Raw genomic sequence first — 16,291 nt, 5'->3', positions numbered from 1 at the left:
TTTACGCCCTAACCTTCACATCATATCTTACTTCGAGTTGTGCCGTTGGTTTGTATTTCTCACCTACGTTATTTCTGTGTTCATAACCGATTTTCACGTATGCTGCAAGTGTTAAAAGACCAAGTGCTAAGAAAAATGTTGTAATAGCCCATTTAGCTTTTTTGAGATTTTTACGAGAAATTTTTGCATCAGCACCTTCAAACCAACCCCATTTAACACAGAGACGATAAAGACCAATACCACCGTGGAACTCAACGGCAAGAAGAAGAAGAAGATAAAATGGCCACATAAATTCGCTGTACATTCTATCTGATGAACCAAATGGTCCAATTTTATCTGCTTGGGTTGCCATGGTAAAGAGGTGCGCAGAACCTAAGAAGAACATTGCAAAACCGGTGAATGCTTGTGTAAACCACATCGTTGTATCATCGTGTTTCATCATACCCATATGTGTTTTATATGCTTGATATTGTCTAAAATTGATAGGCAATTTTCTCATACCGAGCATCGCATGTACAATAAAGACTGCAAATACAAACAAGACAATCCCAGAAACGATTATAGGCTGTGGTTCGCTTAGGAACATACTGCCTTCAAACATTTTGGTTATGGTGTACATAAAGTCTTTGCTGATCAAAATCGTTGATACAAAGAACATATGTCCCCACATAAACAAACCTAAGAATAGACCAGTCGCACTTTGAATATAATCAAGTTTGGCTGGAACTCTACTCTTTTTTCCCTCAACGCTCGTACCTAAAAACCCTTCAAGTAGGTCACTCACATCTCATCCTTTTTGTGAAGTTTGATAAACGCTCATAAATGTGCAAGACAACACACTTATGAATGTCAATCTCTTACAAAATACCCTATTTAGGGAAATTGCAATAAGTTTGAACAATCAATGATTATGTCATTTTGTACATACTAGTTGAAATTATAATACACGAAAGGGGATTTAAAAGGGATTTTTTTATCCCCTTTTTCCTCGTTTGATTATTACACCATATAATAATAAAGAGGCAATTATCATCAAAATTGAAAGGGCTTGTCCCTTACTCATCCAGTCGCCATAGACAAAACCAATTTGGAAATCTGGCTCTCTCCAAAACTCTGCGACAAATCGTCCAAGTGAGTACAAAAATCCATAAAGAGCAATGAGCTCACCATCGTATTTTTTGAAATTTCGATACAAGTAGAGTATCACAAAAACCATGAAGCCCTCAAGAAACGCTTCATAAAGTTGAGAAGGGTGACGAAGAACGCCATCAACATAAATGCCCCATGGAACATCCGTAGGACGACCAAAGAGCTCTTGGTTGAGAAAATTACCAATACGTCCAAAAATATACCCTACTGGAACACTCAAGGCTACTACATCCAAAAGCCTCCATACATTGATTTTATGTTTGAGGTAAAAGAACCAAGTGCCAATAAAAAATCCAACGATAGCTCCATGATAACTCATGCCTCTAATTCCAACAAATGTACCATCAATGAAAGGATTGAACATTTGCCATGGATGCGCAAGATAATAATCCACATGCGGATCATAAAAGAGAATATAACCAATACGCGCACCTAAAATAATGCCAATCTCAATCCAAATAAAATAGCTCTCTAACGTTTGGTTGCTGAAGCCTAAATTATCTTTTTTGACAAACCATTTAGCGGCATAAAGGGCACCCAAAAGAGCACATATATACATAATGCCATACCAATGCACGGCAATGGGTCCTAGCTTGAAAGCGACAGGGTCAAACTGGCTGTAAATGTTGTTCCAAAATTGCATTTAAATCCTTACATGTAAAAAAACATTTTACTGTGTTTACATTAAGAGAGAGTTTAGGAAGTAGTGAGAGAATACAACTCTAAGTCAACACGGTTACGACCTTTTTCTTTTGCTCTATAAAGTGCCTCATCCGCACGCGCAACCATACTGGTTTCATCATCATTTGCATGATAGGTTGCTACGCCAAAGCTAGCTGTACGATTTCCAGCATACTCAAAATTTTCAGCTTCAACTAACCTACGCAACTTTTCTGCCAAGAGACACGCCGCATCACTCTTTGTTTCAGGGAGAAGAATTAAAAATTCTTCCCCACCCCATCTTCCTACGGCATCTTCCTCACGAATATTTCTTTTGAGAAGTGTTGCTATCGCTTGCAATAAGCTATCGCCTACTTGATGCCCATAGGTATCATTAACCAATTTAAATTTGTCAATATCAAGCAGAATAATTGAAAAAGATGTTTGGTGTCGTTTGACAATACTTAAATGATATGCAAAAAGTTCATCAAGCTTAAGACGATTATACAGTCCTGTCAACCGATCGGTAATGGAGAGCTCTTCAACTCTTTTTTTATCGGTAATATCATGATGAACTGCTGTATATCCTATCAATTGATATTCTTCATTATAGCGTGGGGCAATAATGGCTTCAATCCAATAATCAACCCCTTTTTTAGATCTATTTTTGATCTCGCCATACCATGGAATTCCCTTTTTTAATGAAGTCCACATCTCTTCGTACAGTGTTGAAGGCATATCGGGATGTCTTACAAGATGATGACTTTTCCCAATCAGTTCTTCTTTAGAATATCCCGAAATTTGACAAAATTTTTCACTCACTTCTGTTATAATCCCATCGGTATCGGTACTGGATATAATCACATGAGTGTCGATAATTTGGAGATATTTTTCAAGTTCACGTTTAGACTTACGATACGCAGTAATGTCACTAAAGGTTATTAAGACTGAACGAATCTTGTCAAAATTATCTGAAAAAATTGGCTGGGCATTGGTTTGAACCCATATTAGAGACCCATCTTTGCGTCGAATTCCTAATATGACATTATTCTGAGGTAAGCTACTATTGATAGCCATTAGCGAAGGATAATCTTCTTTATTAAAGACCGAGCCATCTTCATAAATAGCACTCCATTTGGAGTTATAACTAAAATTGCCAACAATGTCACTTTTGGAAAGCTGTAACATCTCTTGAGCTGCTAAATTACACTCTAAGATCACACCTTTATCGTCTAAGACCATAACGCCTTCTTGCATCGATTGGAAGATAGAGCGAATTTCCGCTTCGGATTGAGAAAGTTGCTTTGTTTTTTCATTCGCTATTGCGTAAGCTTTTTTTCGTGTTCGTTGAAGCACATAAATTAACCCTGCAAACACGCTAAAGAAAATCAGACTAAAGAGCATTTGTATCCACGGATAATAACGACTATCACTCATTTCAAATACTTCTTTAGCTTTAAAATGAAGTGTCCATATCTTTCCGTATAGTTCTAAAGAAGTGTAGCCACTTAACCTTGAATCAATCAAATTGGGGTTGGAATTATAGAGAAGATTTTGCTCCAAAGGCGCTGAGCCATCATAGATTTCAAAATCTACTAAACTATAGTGGCTTTTCAAGAGTTGTTCAAACATTTTCTTAGCATCAATGGCTATAAAAAGAACACCTTTTGCACTTGCTAGACGTTCTTCTGTAGAAGTTGGAATATCTTTGGTTTGATATAAAGGGAAAAAGATCGAAAAACCTACTTGGTTATCGGTAATGTATTTTTGAGTCAAATTGATTTTCGAAGATACGGTTGCATCTGCACGGATAAACGATTGATGCAATGCTTCTCTCCGTGTGATTTCTGAAGCCAAATCAAAACCGAAGGCTTTTTCATTCATCTCAGACATTGGTTCTAAATACATTATCGGAAACAGTGCAGTGTTGGACGAGACATTCTTTTGAGAAATTGCATAATCTGCAAATCCTTCTTCATGACGAACAGCTTGTTCATATTTTAAACGCTCTTGAGGATGCACTAAAGGAGCATATCCTAAAGCTCTCAATCCTAAAAATTGTTCATTAATATGGTTCTTAATCGCAAATTGTTTCCACTTTTCACGCGATATATTTTCTGGAGAGACGCACATAAAGGCCGCCACACTGCGAATAAGTTGTATATGGGCATTCAGTTCTTTATAAATTAAATTAGTGATAGTATTTGAAGCAGTTTGAAAACGAATTTGCTCTTTCTCGTCAATCCAAAGAGCACATTTCCATGCGATCAAGCATGAGAATAAGAGACCTAAAAGTAAGAATACCCATGGTAAGAACTTAGATTCCCAAATACGTCGCAAAAAATTTCTCCATCATGAAATGTCACAGGAGATTGTAGCGTATTTGGGAATAGGAATCTATACGCTGTGTTGAGGCAAGAGTTTTTGTCTTGCCTCAAAGCCTTATTTAACACATACTTTTTTAACTTCTGCTTTCTCGACTTTTAGTTTTGGAAGAAGAACTTCTAATACGCCATTTTCACTGCTTGCCTCAATGTTTTCAATATCGACATTTTCTGGTAAGGCAAAGCTTCGCTGAAACTTACCATAACTACTTTCAACTTTATAGTAGTCTTTTTCTTGACGTTCTTCTTTAAAACTTCGTTCACCTGAGATGACGATTTGATTGTCTTTTATATCAATATTAATGTCCTCTTTTTTAACACCAGGAAGATCCACTTCAACATGGTAAGCGAACTCACCTTCACGCGTACTTACGGTAGGTTTAAACGCAATAATACTACTCTCATCACTTTCAGCAGGATAGGAGTTAAACAACCGACTCTCCAACTCTTTAAGCTCTTTATACGGATTAAATCTAGTAACTAACATGGTAAACTCCTCTATATTTTTGAAAGAAGTTTAATACATGTCCAATGATTTGTCTGCCACTTAAGTGGCACAAAAAGCATTTATTCTTCAGGAAGGTGTTCGAGTAGATTTTGAGAGTCTTTGATAAAAATCTCTTTGCGTTTGATATCAATAAGCCCTTGTTTTTTAAGCGACTGAAGATTGCGATTGAGCACTTTTCGCACCGTACCGACAAGACTTGCAAGCTCTTCATGAGAGAGGTTATTAATAAGTTTCAGCGTTTGTTTATCCCCTTGGGTTTCAATATTTTTAGCAATCAATTTTATCAAACGTGTTGTAGTATCGTAGAGTGAGAGATCACTTGCTAACGTTTCAACCTCTCGAAGTTGTTTAGCCACATAAGGTAAAAAAAGCTTATTGAAAGAAGGTTTTGTTTCAATCCACTCGCGAAAAAGCTCAATGGGAAAGACCAAGAGTTTCACATTATCCAGCGCCATTGCTACATTTTCATGTACTTTGGCATCTAAAAGCGTAATGATGTCATACATATCGCCGTTGGAAAGGAGATAAAGAATTTGCTCTTTTCCTGTTTCAAAGTTGATTTGCGAAATTTTGACACGCCCCTCCAAGATGACAAAAAAGTGCTCCATGCACTCTTCAGGGCGCATCAGGATTTCACCTTTGTTAACATAAACAACACGCCCAAAACGTGCAATATCTTCTTTAAGTTCTTGCTGTATCACGTCCAATGTGTACATTATTCGCCCTTTACTTCTCCATCAACATACATCCACGCCTTACCATAGCGTTTAAAACGTGAATGTTCACCATGTAAACCTTCATGCCCATCTTGCACATACGAAGCTCGAAAAGAGACTTTGCCCACTTTGTCATTTTCACCGCCTTGCCATGTCTCCAAAACTTCGAGTTTTGTCCACGCCAAACCTTTACATGTAAAGGTAATTTCTTCTTTCAATTTCTTTGTACGATGGCTTGGATGCGTCGTTTCATAGAGGTAATCAATCAATCCAAAGACAAATGCGCTGTAGCGTGAACGCATCAGTGTTTCACACGTAGGAGCATTATAGTTTTTGTGGTATAGCTCGCAACACTGTGCATACATTTTACCACTACCGCATGGACAGAGATTTGCTTCTTTCATTCTTCCTCTTTGAATCATATTGAGTCAATTATTATACACGTATTTCATTAAATCTCCTCTTCCACAACAGGTGAATTCAACTGCTTCTATTACTTCTTTAGTTACAATAATCGCCTAATTATCATAAGGCTTTTTGTAATGTATTCTTCGATTTTCTTGTCGTGGAAACCCTGGTTTCCTGTAGTTGGATTAACCATTTCTGCGTTTATTTTTAACACCACCGAATTTGCGCCTATTAGCCTACTGACTGATATTGCAAACGATTTTAACATTAGTGAAGCACATGCAGGACTCATGATGACCGTTTATGCATGGGTGGTTGCAAGCCTCTCCTTGCCATTGATGCTCCTCACCAAAGATATGGAGCGACGTCGCTTGCTTTTGCTGTTATTTGCTCTGTTTATTGCGAGCCATCTTCTCTCCGCTATCGCATGGAGCTTTTGGATTTTAATGATCTCACGCATTGGCATTGCTTTCTCACACGCCGTCTTTTGGTCGATTACTGCCTCACTGACCTACCGTTTAGCCCCTGAAGGTAAAAAGACACGCGCCCTTGGTATCCTAGCGACAGGCACATCGCTTGCCATCGTTTTGGGCTTGCCACTGGGTCGTATCATAGGGCAAAGTTTAGGGTGGAGAGCCACCTTTGGCTGCATCGCCATTTTAGCATTTTTAATGCTTTTTGTCTTGATGAAAGTCTTACCACTGCTTCCAAGCGTCAATGCAGGCTCACTCAAAAGCTTACCCCTTTTAGTGAAACGCCCTGCCCTTATGGGGGTTTATCTTTTAACCGCTTTAGCGATTACGGCACATTTTACAGCCTACTCTTACATTGAACCTTTTGTGCAACAAATCGCACATTTAAGTGCTAATTTTGCGACAGTCATTCTCTTCATCTTTGGTATTGCCGGATTTTTGGGAAGTGCTATTTTTGCCTATTTTAAACACAAATATCCTTTTACAATCATTGTGTGTGCACTAGGATTGCTCATTGTATCGCTGCTTTTAATGCGCCCTCTTGCGCCTTATCAAATTGTATTAAGTCTTGTATGTCTGGGTTGGGGCATTGCAATTTGTCTCATTAGCCTCATTCTTCAGGTGACAGTTTTAGAGCTCACTCCTGATGCAACTGATGTTGCGATGTCACTTTACTCCGGTATTTATAATATTGGTATCGGTGGAGGTGCTTTTGTCGGTAGTCTTGTTATCTTGCATAGTTCAATGGCCTATGTCGGAATCGTAGGTGCATTGTTCGGGTGTACGGCACTTTTTATTAGCTATTTGGATTTGGAAAACCTATCTTTTAAAACGTTCCTAGCACTTTACATGTAAAGATTAGACGACTCGGTTACGCCCATGTTCTTTGGCTTCGTAAAGTGCTTTATCTGCTTTGTCAAAAATTTTGATAATACTGTCGTACTTTTCAAATTGTGCTGTTCCAAAACTAGCGGTTACCGAGATAATTTCAGGAAATTCATATGCCCCAATAGCTGCTCTTATTTTTTCAGCTAAATGTCTCGCACCTTTAATGTTGGTATCACGGCAGATAAGCAAAAACTCTTCGCCACCCCATCGCCCAAATATATCCGTTTCGCGTTTAACGTTTGTCACAATTTTGGCAACACTTTTGAGAACCTCATCGCCTCGTTTGTGTCCATAGTTATCATTCACATTTTTAAAATAATCCAAATCAAACATAATAATCGAAAGAGGCAACTGATCTCGATCAAATATCTTTTTTTCATACTCTAAAATATCATCCAGTTTTAAACGGTTATGAATGCCTGTTAATTTATCCGTATTGGAGAGAATTTCAAGCTGGGCATTATACTTTTTGAGTTGATACTGTCGTATCAAAACAATTAAAATAATCACACCCGTGATCACGGCTAACAAATAGATGTAGGTGTAATTCATACGCTCTTCATAATTAACCGATATCCATTTGTTTAAGATCGCTTGATTTTTGGTCGGATCAATTGAATCAATCGCTTTTTCGAAAATAGAGAGCAAAAGAGGTTCGTCATTGCGCGTTGCAACACCAAGCTCCCATTTATCATCAAATTTACCCACAATTTTTAGTGATCCATAGTAATCTTTTTGAATTTGATATGCCACTGTAGCCAGCGTTCCGATATAGCCAAAAAGCTTTTTCTGCTCCACTTGTTTTAGACCATCTGCATCACTCGCAACTTCCACAAAGTGCATATTGGGGTATCGTACTTTTAAAATTTCACCATACGCATAGCCTTTTGCAATGCCAATGGATTTTCCAGTCAGCATACCAATGTCCGTGTAAAAAACTTTATCAATATTGGAAATAAGTACGATGGGTATTTTCAAATAGGGATGGGTAAAATTCATATACATTCTGCGTTCGGGTGTTGGCATTGCAAGAGAGAAAATATCGCATTTGCGTTCTTTCGCATATTCTAAAGATTCTAACCATGTTTGAGTATTGACAAGCTCAATAGGCAAACCAATAAATTGCTCCATCTCATGCATATAATCTGCAGCCATTCCTACATGCTTACCCTTTTGGTTCATCTCTAAAGGCATCCAATCAGGGTCAATACACATCGTAATACGCTTTTTTTGTGCCAAATAAATTTGCTCATCCAGTGAAAAAGCAAGTCTCGTCTCTTTAGGAAGAATACTTTTAGACCATTTAGATTTAAGAGTGGTAAGCTCCTCTTGCGTAACGTTATTGAGAGCTTTATTGATGATACTTTGTAAGGGTTCATCTTCTGGGTGCATCATAATATAAAGATTTTTATCTCTTAAATTTTGTAAGTCAAGTTTGGAAGCAATATGAAGGTTAGAAAGCATCTCTTTACTGATGACGTATTGTGCCGAGAAAGCATCCTCCACCCCTGCGTCAATCAATCCAAAAGCAACCGCTTCTAACATCTCTTTAGTTGTCTCATACTCTACTACTGTAAGCTCAGGATACTCCTCTTTGAGATACTTTGTTGTGGGCCACGCTCTCCCTGCACCAACAGTTTTACCTTTTAAATCATCAATAGTGTTAATATCGTGACGCTTTATTTGGCTAATGAGTGCTAAATCCATGGTAATAAATTTGGTGCTATACAGAAATTTCTGATGTCGCTCTGCTGAGGGAATGAGTGGTTGCGCTACGCTAATCTCTCTGTTTTTAAATTTTTCATACACATTAGACCATGTTCCACTGATAAAATTTAAACGTACACCAATTTTATCGGCTAAAAGTCTCATATAATCAACAGAATACCCTTTGGCTTCCCCATCTTCATTAAAATCATACGGATACCAACTAAGCTCATTAGTCACGCTAATAACAGGGTGCTTTTGAAGATACGCTTTTTCACTCTCAGTTAATTCAATTTCGGGAAGAATGGGAGAAGGTCGTTCAGATGTTGCAAAAGGTAAATATTTTCGTTTGATCTTTACATGTAAATCCGTAGGCATAGAATCGAGCATTTTATTAAATAAAGAGATGAATTCTGGCCAATCCTTTGCAGTCGCAACCGATTGCTCCTCTGTCGCATAACGTGTAATATTAGAAATTTGAACATTCTCTAGATGATACGCCTTAACAAACATACTCATAATAGCAATATCACCGATAAATCCATCTGCTATATGTTCATTGACTGCCCTCATTGCTTCGAGTGAATTCGGATACGTAATGTAAAGAAAATGTGGATAATCCTCTTTCAAGTTCTCGTTAATCACATAACTTGGTACTATGGCTATTTTTTTAGGTTTCGCATCAAAAAAGTTTTCTGATTGAAGTGTATTTGGTGTGAGGAGTGCAAACGGAAAAGTACAATAAGCTTTACTAAAAAGCATCGTTTGTTTTAGCTCTGAATTAGGAGTAACTCTTAAAATAACATCGATACCATCATGTATTTTAACACGCCTTAGCGCTTCAGCCCAGCTACCATCGGTAACATATTCAATTTTGAGATTAAACATAGCTGCAAAAAATTTGATATATTCAACACTGATACCGGCATATTCGCCATCTTGGATAAATTGGTACGGAGGAAGATCTTTGGTGATGCGCACTCTAAGTGTTTTGGTTTTATCCAACCACGCTTGCTCACTTGGCGTAATATCTATACTAGATGCCTGTAAACAACTTATGAAGGATACCAATGTAAAAAGAAGAGAAATTACCGCTTTCATGATGTACCTCATCTAAAGAAAGTGTTCTGCAACTTAGTATACTCAAATTATTCTGTAATTAGGAAAATGCATCTTTGTTTAGTTTTTACATGTAAAGATGATTCACGCTTTGAAGGTATATGATTCTTGATTGATAAGGGCCAACACAGAGATAAACTCCTCTTCAATGGCATAAATGATTGTATACCCTTTGTAAATAAGATCACGTATATTTTTATCATCATGATAGAGGGATTGTCTATATTTATAGGGCATTTCAAGCAATGCTTCACAACTTTCAAGAATGCCTTTTTGAAAGGCTTTTGCCGATGCTAGGCTATCTAACGCTATAAACTGGATCTTTCTTTGAAGAGAAAGAACAAACTCTTTTTCAAACCTAAGCTTCATTGCTTAAAAGCTTCTCTACTTCTTCACGTGAATAAAAGATCGCTTCGTTATTTTTGAGTTTTTGAACCTGAGAGGCTACAAACTTTTTATCTTCTTCAAATTTCAGTCGTGCGATTTCTTGTTGCACAAGCTCATCTATCTCGTCATTACGCATAATTACAAAATCAAGCTTGTTGTTTTTTAACACACCAATTTTCGCCACTTCATGACTCGCCAATTTCGCAAGCACACTACCAAAATTCTTCGCAACATCGGTACTGCTCATCAGCTCATTAGGTTTATAGGTTAGCATTTTATTCCTCGCTATTATACGGATAATCTTGTGGATAATTATAGTTTAATGAAGAATTGGTGTCAAGTAGAAGGAAGTTATCTAGCCAAAATGGCTAGATAACATTTTATGTGTGTCTAACGAAAACAGTCGTTATTTTTTTAACAATAGGTAAAATAAGTAACAGCGTTGGAAAAGCAATCAACCATGAAATCGCCCAAGAGCTCATCCAAAGATTGATAAACTGGTATGTCAAACCCGAAACTCTTATCGTGCTAATGAACGAAACGAGCATCGACATTAAGACAGAGAGGAAAAACGGCATAACGATTCCGCTGTATTTAGCGGGAAGCTTTGGTATACCGAAAACGATGGTGGGAGGTGTATGAGAAGATTGACTCATAAAGCATCCTTTTCAAATAACCGGCTATCAAGGCGCTCTTCATGTTATGACACATAACATAAAGTTCATCCCCGGACGAACCGGTAGAAGTTAGCGCATTGGTTAACGTTAAATGCTTACGGCATACTTTATATAAAATTTGCACGGGTATTATAACAAAAAATCTGTAGGTGAGGATAGAGCAAGCGATGAATGTTTGCAAAGGAGTTTTGCAAATAATAGCGTTACACGTAAAAAATCAAACTTTACTTTTAATCTTTTTGTTCTAAACCTTTAATAATTTTTTCTTGAACAATATATTTTTGTAAACCTCCTAATAAAAAGCCACTTAACTGACCTTTTTGCTTCTCAATTTCTTCAGATAAAAGGACATTAAATCTTTGCCAAAAAGACAACTCTTCTTGTAAGCCTCTCCTATTGCCAGCAAATTTATAGCGATTTTCTATGCGAGAAAGCAAATGAGACATTGCATCAAATTTTAATTCGATAAACGCATCAAAGAATTGATTTACATCCATTTTGGAGAAAAGAGGTTGAGATGCCATTTCTTCAAAGATACCGATAATGCCATTTATGTTTTTTTCTTTGACCCTCTTTAATAATTCATCTGCAACATGAATAAGCCCTTCTAAACATGCTTTTTGATTGACTTCTTCCATGTAGGTTTTAATCTGTTGGAATTCTTCACTATCTTCTTCACAATAACCTAATCCATAGTGTTCTGCATCAATATCATATTGTTGTTTTACTTCCCATATATCCATGCACGCATCAATCGCTTTTTTTAGCTTGTTCTACTACTTTATCTTTTGAGTAAGTATACAAACCTGCTTCGCTAAAGCGCAAGAGTAATCCAGTAACATGCTGTAAAACTTCATGTTCTTGATATTCAAAACGATTGAATTTTCCTACCATTGTCTCTAAAAGTTGTTTGAATTCAGTGTTTTCAAGTTCTCGATAATGCCACAATCGAATCCATTCTGCTTGAATTTCTTTCATAAAGTATCGACTGTTTTGGAGTGCATTGTCTGTTTCATCTTGAGGCAATGTTCCATAAGAAAAAAGCTTACCCCATTGCTCATACTCTAATAGAATATTGGACGAATTCAAATAATATTTCATAATAGGTGTTTTTTCTTGGATATCGTCTTTATAGTGATAATAGCCTTTTTTTTCTAATCTGTTTGCATCCATATTCCCTTGTTTTATCTCAATCGAAAATGCAAAAAATACTTTTATAAGATTTTGCATTAATTCGAGATGCTCTCGAAATTTTGTATCAATATTTTTATAAAACCAATCAAAATCCAAAATTGATTGCCTGATATGACGTAAATTATAATAATTCCCTGCAATATAAACATCTTTAATTGTTTCTTTGTTGGTTTCTAAAACTTCTTTTGTATCAGAAACTAAATTAACAAAAGAGTAAAATGCACTATCAAAATCCTGCGTTATTTGAAATGTTTTACCGATAACTTTTTCTTTGAAATTTTTGTATTCTTTCTCATTAATTCTTGTTTCATCTGCTAAGATAATTACTTTGATACCATCTTTTTCTACCAATGTATTGATAGAGCCTAAAACCTCTGAAATATGAATTTTTGTACGCTCTAAATCATCAAAAACAAAGATATATTCATGTTTTCTTGCGTTATCATCGGGAGAATATAAATCAAATTGATTTATATTAATTGAAACATCGTCTTTTTTGTCACCGTTCAAATCAATCGAAGTACCTAATTTAACGGCACCTTTGAGTAATTTACCTGCTATACTCATATATTTATGAGATAAAACGGGATGAAGTTGTTGAAAAATTTGCTCATTAATTTCTTCTAGTTTCGTCAATCCAAAAAGACTAATATTGATAATTTTTTTATCATCTTTTTTTGATTCTAAAAAATTTTTAATGAAAAAAGTCTTACCACTTCCCCATTCCCCTGTCAGTAAAACGGCATATTCTGGAGCAATAGCTAAATCGATGTAATGATTTAAAAAACTTTCTATATGTTCATTCATGAGGACTCCTTCAAAGAGTATTTTGAAAGCAGCTAGTATTTTTACATGTAAAGCTTCTCAGCCTTACATGTAAACGTTTAATTTATTCTTCTCGGAGCGCCTTAGCAATCAATTCTATCGGGTTTTTAAACACAACATCTACTTTTTGTCCATGCATGGCATCGCCTAATTGCATACGACAGGCACTACACTCAGCACTCACATAATCAGCGCCCGTCTCCTTGATCATCGCGGCTTTTGGAAGTCCTGCAGCTTTGGCAAAGCGGTAGTTTCCTGTTTGCATGGTCACCCCGCCAAAACCACAACAACGGTTCGGATCGCTCATCTCTTTCATCACATAATTTTGAGAAAGCAAGTTTCGTGGCTCTTTCCAAACGCCTTGCATTTTGCGTGCATGGCAGGGGTCGTGGTAGGTGATCGTTTCAGATCTTCGAGATTTGCTGGCCAAAATTTCAGCCAAGTTCGTCTTTTTCTCTAAGTATTCCGTTGCCATGAAGATGTGTGGAGCAATAGCTTTAGCCCTTACTTGCCACTCAGGTTGGTCATGGAAAAAATGTACGTAGTCTGCTTTAATCATCGCACTGCACGTCGCTTCAGGAATGATGATGGCATCAAGTTCGTTTACAAAACCTTCGATATACTCGACATTAAATTTTGCGAGATAATCCACGCTATCAAAATCACCTGTAAAGTATTGCGGTGCGCCACAACATTTTTGTTGTTTAATGAGGTACGCATCGATCTGCAACTCTTTTAAAATTTCTAAAAGTGATTTGCCAATGTCGGTGTACATGTAATTGGCTAAACAGCCGATAAAAATGCCCACTTTGCCTTTGCCACCGTTATGAATGACATCGGGATGGGAGTTCAAGAAAGTCTTTTTGGCGAGACTTGGGAAAAGTCTGTCCATCTTGATAATGGGAAAGTTTCGCAAGTACATCGAGCTTTTTTTCTCCACTATTTTGAAACCACAGGTTTGAAACATAAAACCAAAGCGCGCAAGAACATCCATAATGTTACGATTACGAAGTAAGAAAAACGCAAGTTTTTTGTACCAAGCGAGACCAAATTTTTTGCGAATGTCATTACGTGCTTGCTCTATGAGCATATCGACTGGCAAATCATTGGGACAGACATCGACACAATTGGTACATAAGAAACAGCTCTCAAAAATACTTTTAGCGTTTTTGTCCAGTTCGAGTTCACCTCGTTGGTATGCCCCAAGAAGGTCAAGAAAGCCTCTTGGACTGGTAACTTCATCACGATTGACTTCGTGAATTGTACAAACAGGTATACACTTACCACACTTGACACAGGCATCGCTTGTTACATCAAATTTAAACATCTGTTACACCGTTTTACTGAAGCGTCGTTTATCTTCAGGGATTTTTTGGAGGTACGCATCAAAAGGCATCACAATATTGCGAATAAGCAATGTGCCTGTCGTGTTGACTAAAATCTTTTTAGCAACTCTATCAACGATCACTAACTCTTCTTGCTCAAACGGTGCAAGGGCAGCTACAGCATCGGCAAAATAATCAAAAAAGTCGATGCCAAACTGGGCTTCAATGCCAGCGATATTAAGTTTGAAGTTGCTCATCATCTCCATAATGACTGCTTTTCTAAGCACATCATCCTCATTGAGTGTCAGACCGCGATGCACAGGCAGAACACCCGCATCAATCGCCTTTTCGTACGCATCCATCTCTTTAAAGTTTTGCACATAGTGCTTCAAGCCTTCGCCGATGCTCGTCAAACCAATACCGATTAAGTCCGCGCCACCTTTGGTCGTGTATCCTTGAAAATTGCGATGCAATTCGCCTTTTTCAATCGCCAAGAAAAGCTCGTCATCAGGCTTAGCAAAGTGATCCATCCCGATCATTTTATAACCATTGGACTCTAAATAATCAATCGTATAGCGCATAATAGCAAGCTTGACGCTTGGATGAGGCAGTGTGGTCTCATCAATTTTACGCATCGATTTTTTCATCCACGGCACGTGCGCGTAGTTAAACACCGCCAAACGGCTCGGATCAAGTGAAACCGCCAAACGCAAGGTCTCTTGAAATGTCTCAAAGGTTTGATACGGAAGCCCATAAATTAAGTCCATGTTGATCGACTTAATGCCTGAACTTTTTGCCATTTTCACAACATTGTTTGTCACCTCGTAAGGCTGAATGCGGTGGATTGCTTTTTGAACCTCATCGTTAAAGTCTTGTACACCGTAACTCACACGGTTAAATCCATTGCAGATAAGCACATCTAACTGCTCTTTGGTTAAGTAACGTGGATCAATTTCACAGCTGATCTCAGCATCTTTGGCAAAGTTTTTGAAGTGGCTTCTGATAGCACCAATAATGCGCTTCAATTGATGTGCGCTGAAAAACGTTGGTGTCCCCCCGCCAAAGTGCATCTGAATCACTTCACGCGAGGTATCAAGGTGTTGAGAGAGCAGTTCAAGCTCTCGCTCAAGGTAACTGATATAACGCTCTTTCTTATCTTCCTTGCTCGTGTAGACAACGTTACATCCACAGAAGTAACACGCACTTCGGCAAAATGGAAGATGAAAATAGAGCGAGAGTTTACGACTTTTATCTTGCGTAGCTAAAATGCTCTCATAACTTTGGTGCGTAAATCCTTCATGAAACTCAGGTGCTGTTGGGTAACTAGTATACCTTGGCCCTGGTTTGGAATATTTGGCAAATTTATCAAAATCAATCATACTTCATCCTAACGCGTTGTCGCGTTGATAATACTCGCCCCTTCAGGCAAATAGAGATCTTTTAGGTCTAAAAAGAGATTGGGGTGATCTTTCTTGATCTTTTTGACCAATTTATCAAAATCAATTTCACTTTTTTTACTCTTTTTGATCTCTTCGGTTGCTACCGCCCAAACGTCTTGAAAATCCAGTGGCAATTGTTGCAAAATACTTTTTTCCAATTTGAGAAAAAGAGCTTCTTGCTCCGCTTTTTTAAAATGCTCTATCATTTTACTGAGTGTATCAATCGAAAGCAGTGCATGAAGTTTTTGATTTTCATCATACACCAACCATGGTTCTTTCGCATTGTCCCACGAACCATTTTTAAGGCGTAAAAGCTTTGTCTCTTCTGCCTCACTTGGCACTATCTCTAAAACTGTCTGTTCTTTTTGTTTGCTGACGCTCAAACCTTTAGAAATTTTTTCTATCATCTTGAACTCTTTTTTTCGTTTAAAT

Annotated in this window: 16 protein-coding genes; 1 reads left to right on the top strand and 15 read right to left on the bottom strand. The window is 37.5% G+C overall.

The features are described from left to right. Position 1: 1 nt before the first annotated feature. The 6 genes from Sdiek1_RS02495 to Sdiek1_RS02470 all read right to left on the bottom strand — a co-directional run bounded on the left by Sdiek1_RS02495 (position 2) and on the right by Sdiek1_RS02470 (position 5,821). The gene (locus Sdiek1_RS02495) at positions 2–784 is read right to left on the bottom strand and encodes a fumarate reductase cytochrome b subunit (protein WP_087437748.1); all 783 of its coding nucleotides are present in this window, start codon (positions 782–784) and stop codon (positions 2–4) included. 189 nt (positions 785–973) lie between these two features. Next, positions 974–1,792, bottom strand: coding sequence for a prolipoprotein diacylglyceryl transferase (gene lgt, locus Sdiek1_RS02490; protein WP_087437747.1), 819 nt, complete (start codon positions 1,790–1,792; stop codon positions 974–976). A 53-nt stretch (positions 1,793–1,845) separates the two neighbouring features. After that, complete coding sequence (locus Sdiek1_RS02485) at positions 1,846–4,149, bottom strand: sensor domain-containing diguanylate cyclase (RefSeq protein WP_087437746.1); 2,304 nt, start codon at positions 4,147–4,149, stop codon at positions 1,846–1,848. A gap of 102 nt (positions 4,150–4,251) precedes the next feature. Then, a complete protein-coding gene (locus Sdiek1_RS02480) occupies positions 4,252–4,680 on the bottom strand; it encodes an Hsp20/alpha crystallin family protein (RefSeq protein ID WP_087437745.1) in 429 nt (142 codons plus the stop codon). A gap of 80 nt (positions 4,681–4,760) precedes the next feature. Further along, positions 4,761–5,417: a Crp/Fnr family transcriptional regulator gene (locus Sdiek1_RS02475; protein ID WP_087437744.1), complete on the bottom strand. Its 657-nt coding sequence runs from the start codon at positions 5,415–5,417 to the stop codon at positions 4,761–4,763. Next, the gene (locus Sdiek1_RS02470; protein WP_087437743.1) at positions 5,417–5,821 is read right to left on the bottom strand and encodes a YchJ family protein; all 405 of its coding nucleotides are present in this window, start codon (positions 5,819–5,821) and stop codon (positions 5,417–5,419) included. Before Sdiek1_RS02470 ends, Sdiek1_RS02475 begins: the two co-directional genes overlap by 1 nt. Positions 5,822–5,959: 138 nt before the next feature. Here Sdiek1_RS02470 and Sdiek1_RS02465 point away from each other — a divergent pair, with 138 nt between their 5' ends. After that, positions 5,960–7,153 carry a sugar transporter gene (locus tag Sdiek1_RS02465; RefSeq protein WP_087437742.1) on the top strand — a complete coding sequence of 398 codons (1,194 nt, stop codon included), beginning with the start codon at positions 5,960–5,962 and terminating at the stop codon, positions 7,151–7,153. A 3-nt stretch (positions 7,154–7,156) separates the two neighbouring features. Here the strand turns inward: Sdiek1_RS02465 and Sdiek1_RS02460 are convergent, their stop codons facing one another. From Sdiek1_RS02460 to Sdiek1_RS02420, 9 genes are all read right to left on the bottom strand, one after another. After that, on the bottom strand, positions 7,157–9,994 hold the full coding sequence (locus Sdiek1_RS02460) for a transporter substrate-binding domain-containing diguanylate cyclase (RefSeq protein WP_161491973.1): 2,838 nt from the start codon (positions 9,992–9,994) through the stop codon (positions 7,157–7,159). Positions 9,995–10,096: 102 nt separating this feature from the next. Then, the gene (locus tag Sdiek1_RS02455; protein ID WP_087437740.1) at positions 10,097–10,381 is read right to left on the bottom strand and encodes a type II toxin-antitoxin system RelE/ParE family toxin; all 285 of its coding nucleotides are present in this window, start codon (positions 10,379–10,381) and stop codon (positions 10,097–10,099) included. Next, on the bottom strand, positions 10,371–10,673 hold the full coding sequence (locus Sdiek1_RS02450) for a hypothetical protein (protein ID WP_087437739.1): 303 nt from the start codon (positions 10,671–10,673) through the stop codon (positions 10,371–10,373). Before Sdiek1_RS02450 ends, Sdiek1_RS02455 begins: the two co-directional genes overlap by 11 nt. Before the next feature lie 106 nt (positions 10,674–10,779). Then, positions 10,780–11,055 (bottom strand): DUF2798 domain-containing protein, encoded by a 276-nt coding sequence (locus tag Sdiek1_RS02445; RefSeq protein WP_087437738.1) that lies wholly within the window; start codon positions 11,053–11,055, stop codon positions 10,780–10,782. Positions 11,056–11,306: 251 nt separating this feature from the next. Then, positions 11,307–11,819 carry a hypothetical protein gene (locus Sdiek1_RS02440; protein WP_087437737.1) on the bottom strand — a complete coding sequence of 171 codons (513 nt, stop codon included), beginning with the start codon at positions 11,817–11,819 and terminating at the stop codon, positions 11,307–11,309. Between the two features lie 7 nt (positions 11,820–11,826). Further along, on the bottom strand, positions 11,827–13,077 hold the full coding sequence (locus Sdiek1_RS02435; protein ID WP_087437736.1) for a P-loop NTPase fold protein: 1,251 nt from the start codon (positions 13,075–13,077) through the stop codon (positions 11,827–11,829). A gap of 82 nt (positions 13,078–13,159) precedes the next feature. Next, the gene (locus Sdiek1_RS02430) at positions 13,160–14,422 is read right to left on the bottom strand and encodes a (Fe-S)-binding protein (protein WP_087437735.1); all 1,263 of its coding nucleotides are present in this window, start codon (positions 14,420–14,422) and stop codon (positions 13,160–13,162) included. Positions 14,423–14,425: 3 nt separating this feature from the next. After that, on the bottom strand, positions 14,426–15,799 hold the full coding sequence (gene hemN / locus Sdiek1_RS02425) for an oxygen-independent coproporphyrinogen III oxidase (RefSeq protein WP_087437734.1): 1,374 nt from the start codon (positions 15,797–15,799) through the stop codon (positions 14,426–14,428). A gap of 8 nt (positions 15,800–15,807) precedes the next feature. Continuing rightward, the gene (locus Sdiek1_RS02420) at positions 15,808–16,266 is read right to left on the bottom strand and encodes a DUF2603 domain-containing protein (protein ID WP_228448084.1); all 459 of its coding nucleotides are present in this window, start codon (positions 16,264–16,266) and stop codon (positions 15,808–15,810) included. Between the last annotated feature and the right edge of the window lie 25 nt (positions 16,267–16,291).

This window comes from Sulfurospirillum diekertiae (assembly GCF_002162315.1).
Classification (GTDB): Bacteria; Campylobacterota; Campylobacteria; order Campylobacterales; family Sulfurospirillaceae; genus Sulfurospirillum.
Note: the sequence above shows the minus strand (reverse complement) of the source record. Positions and strands in the feature narration are given on the sequence as shown.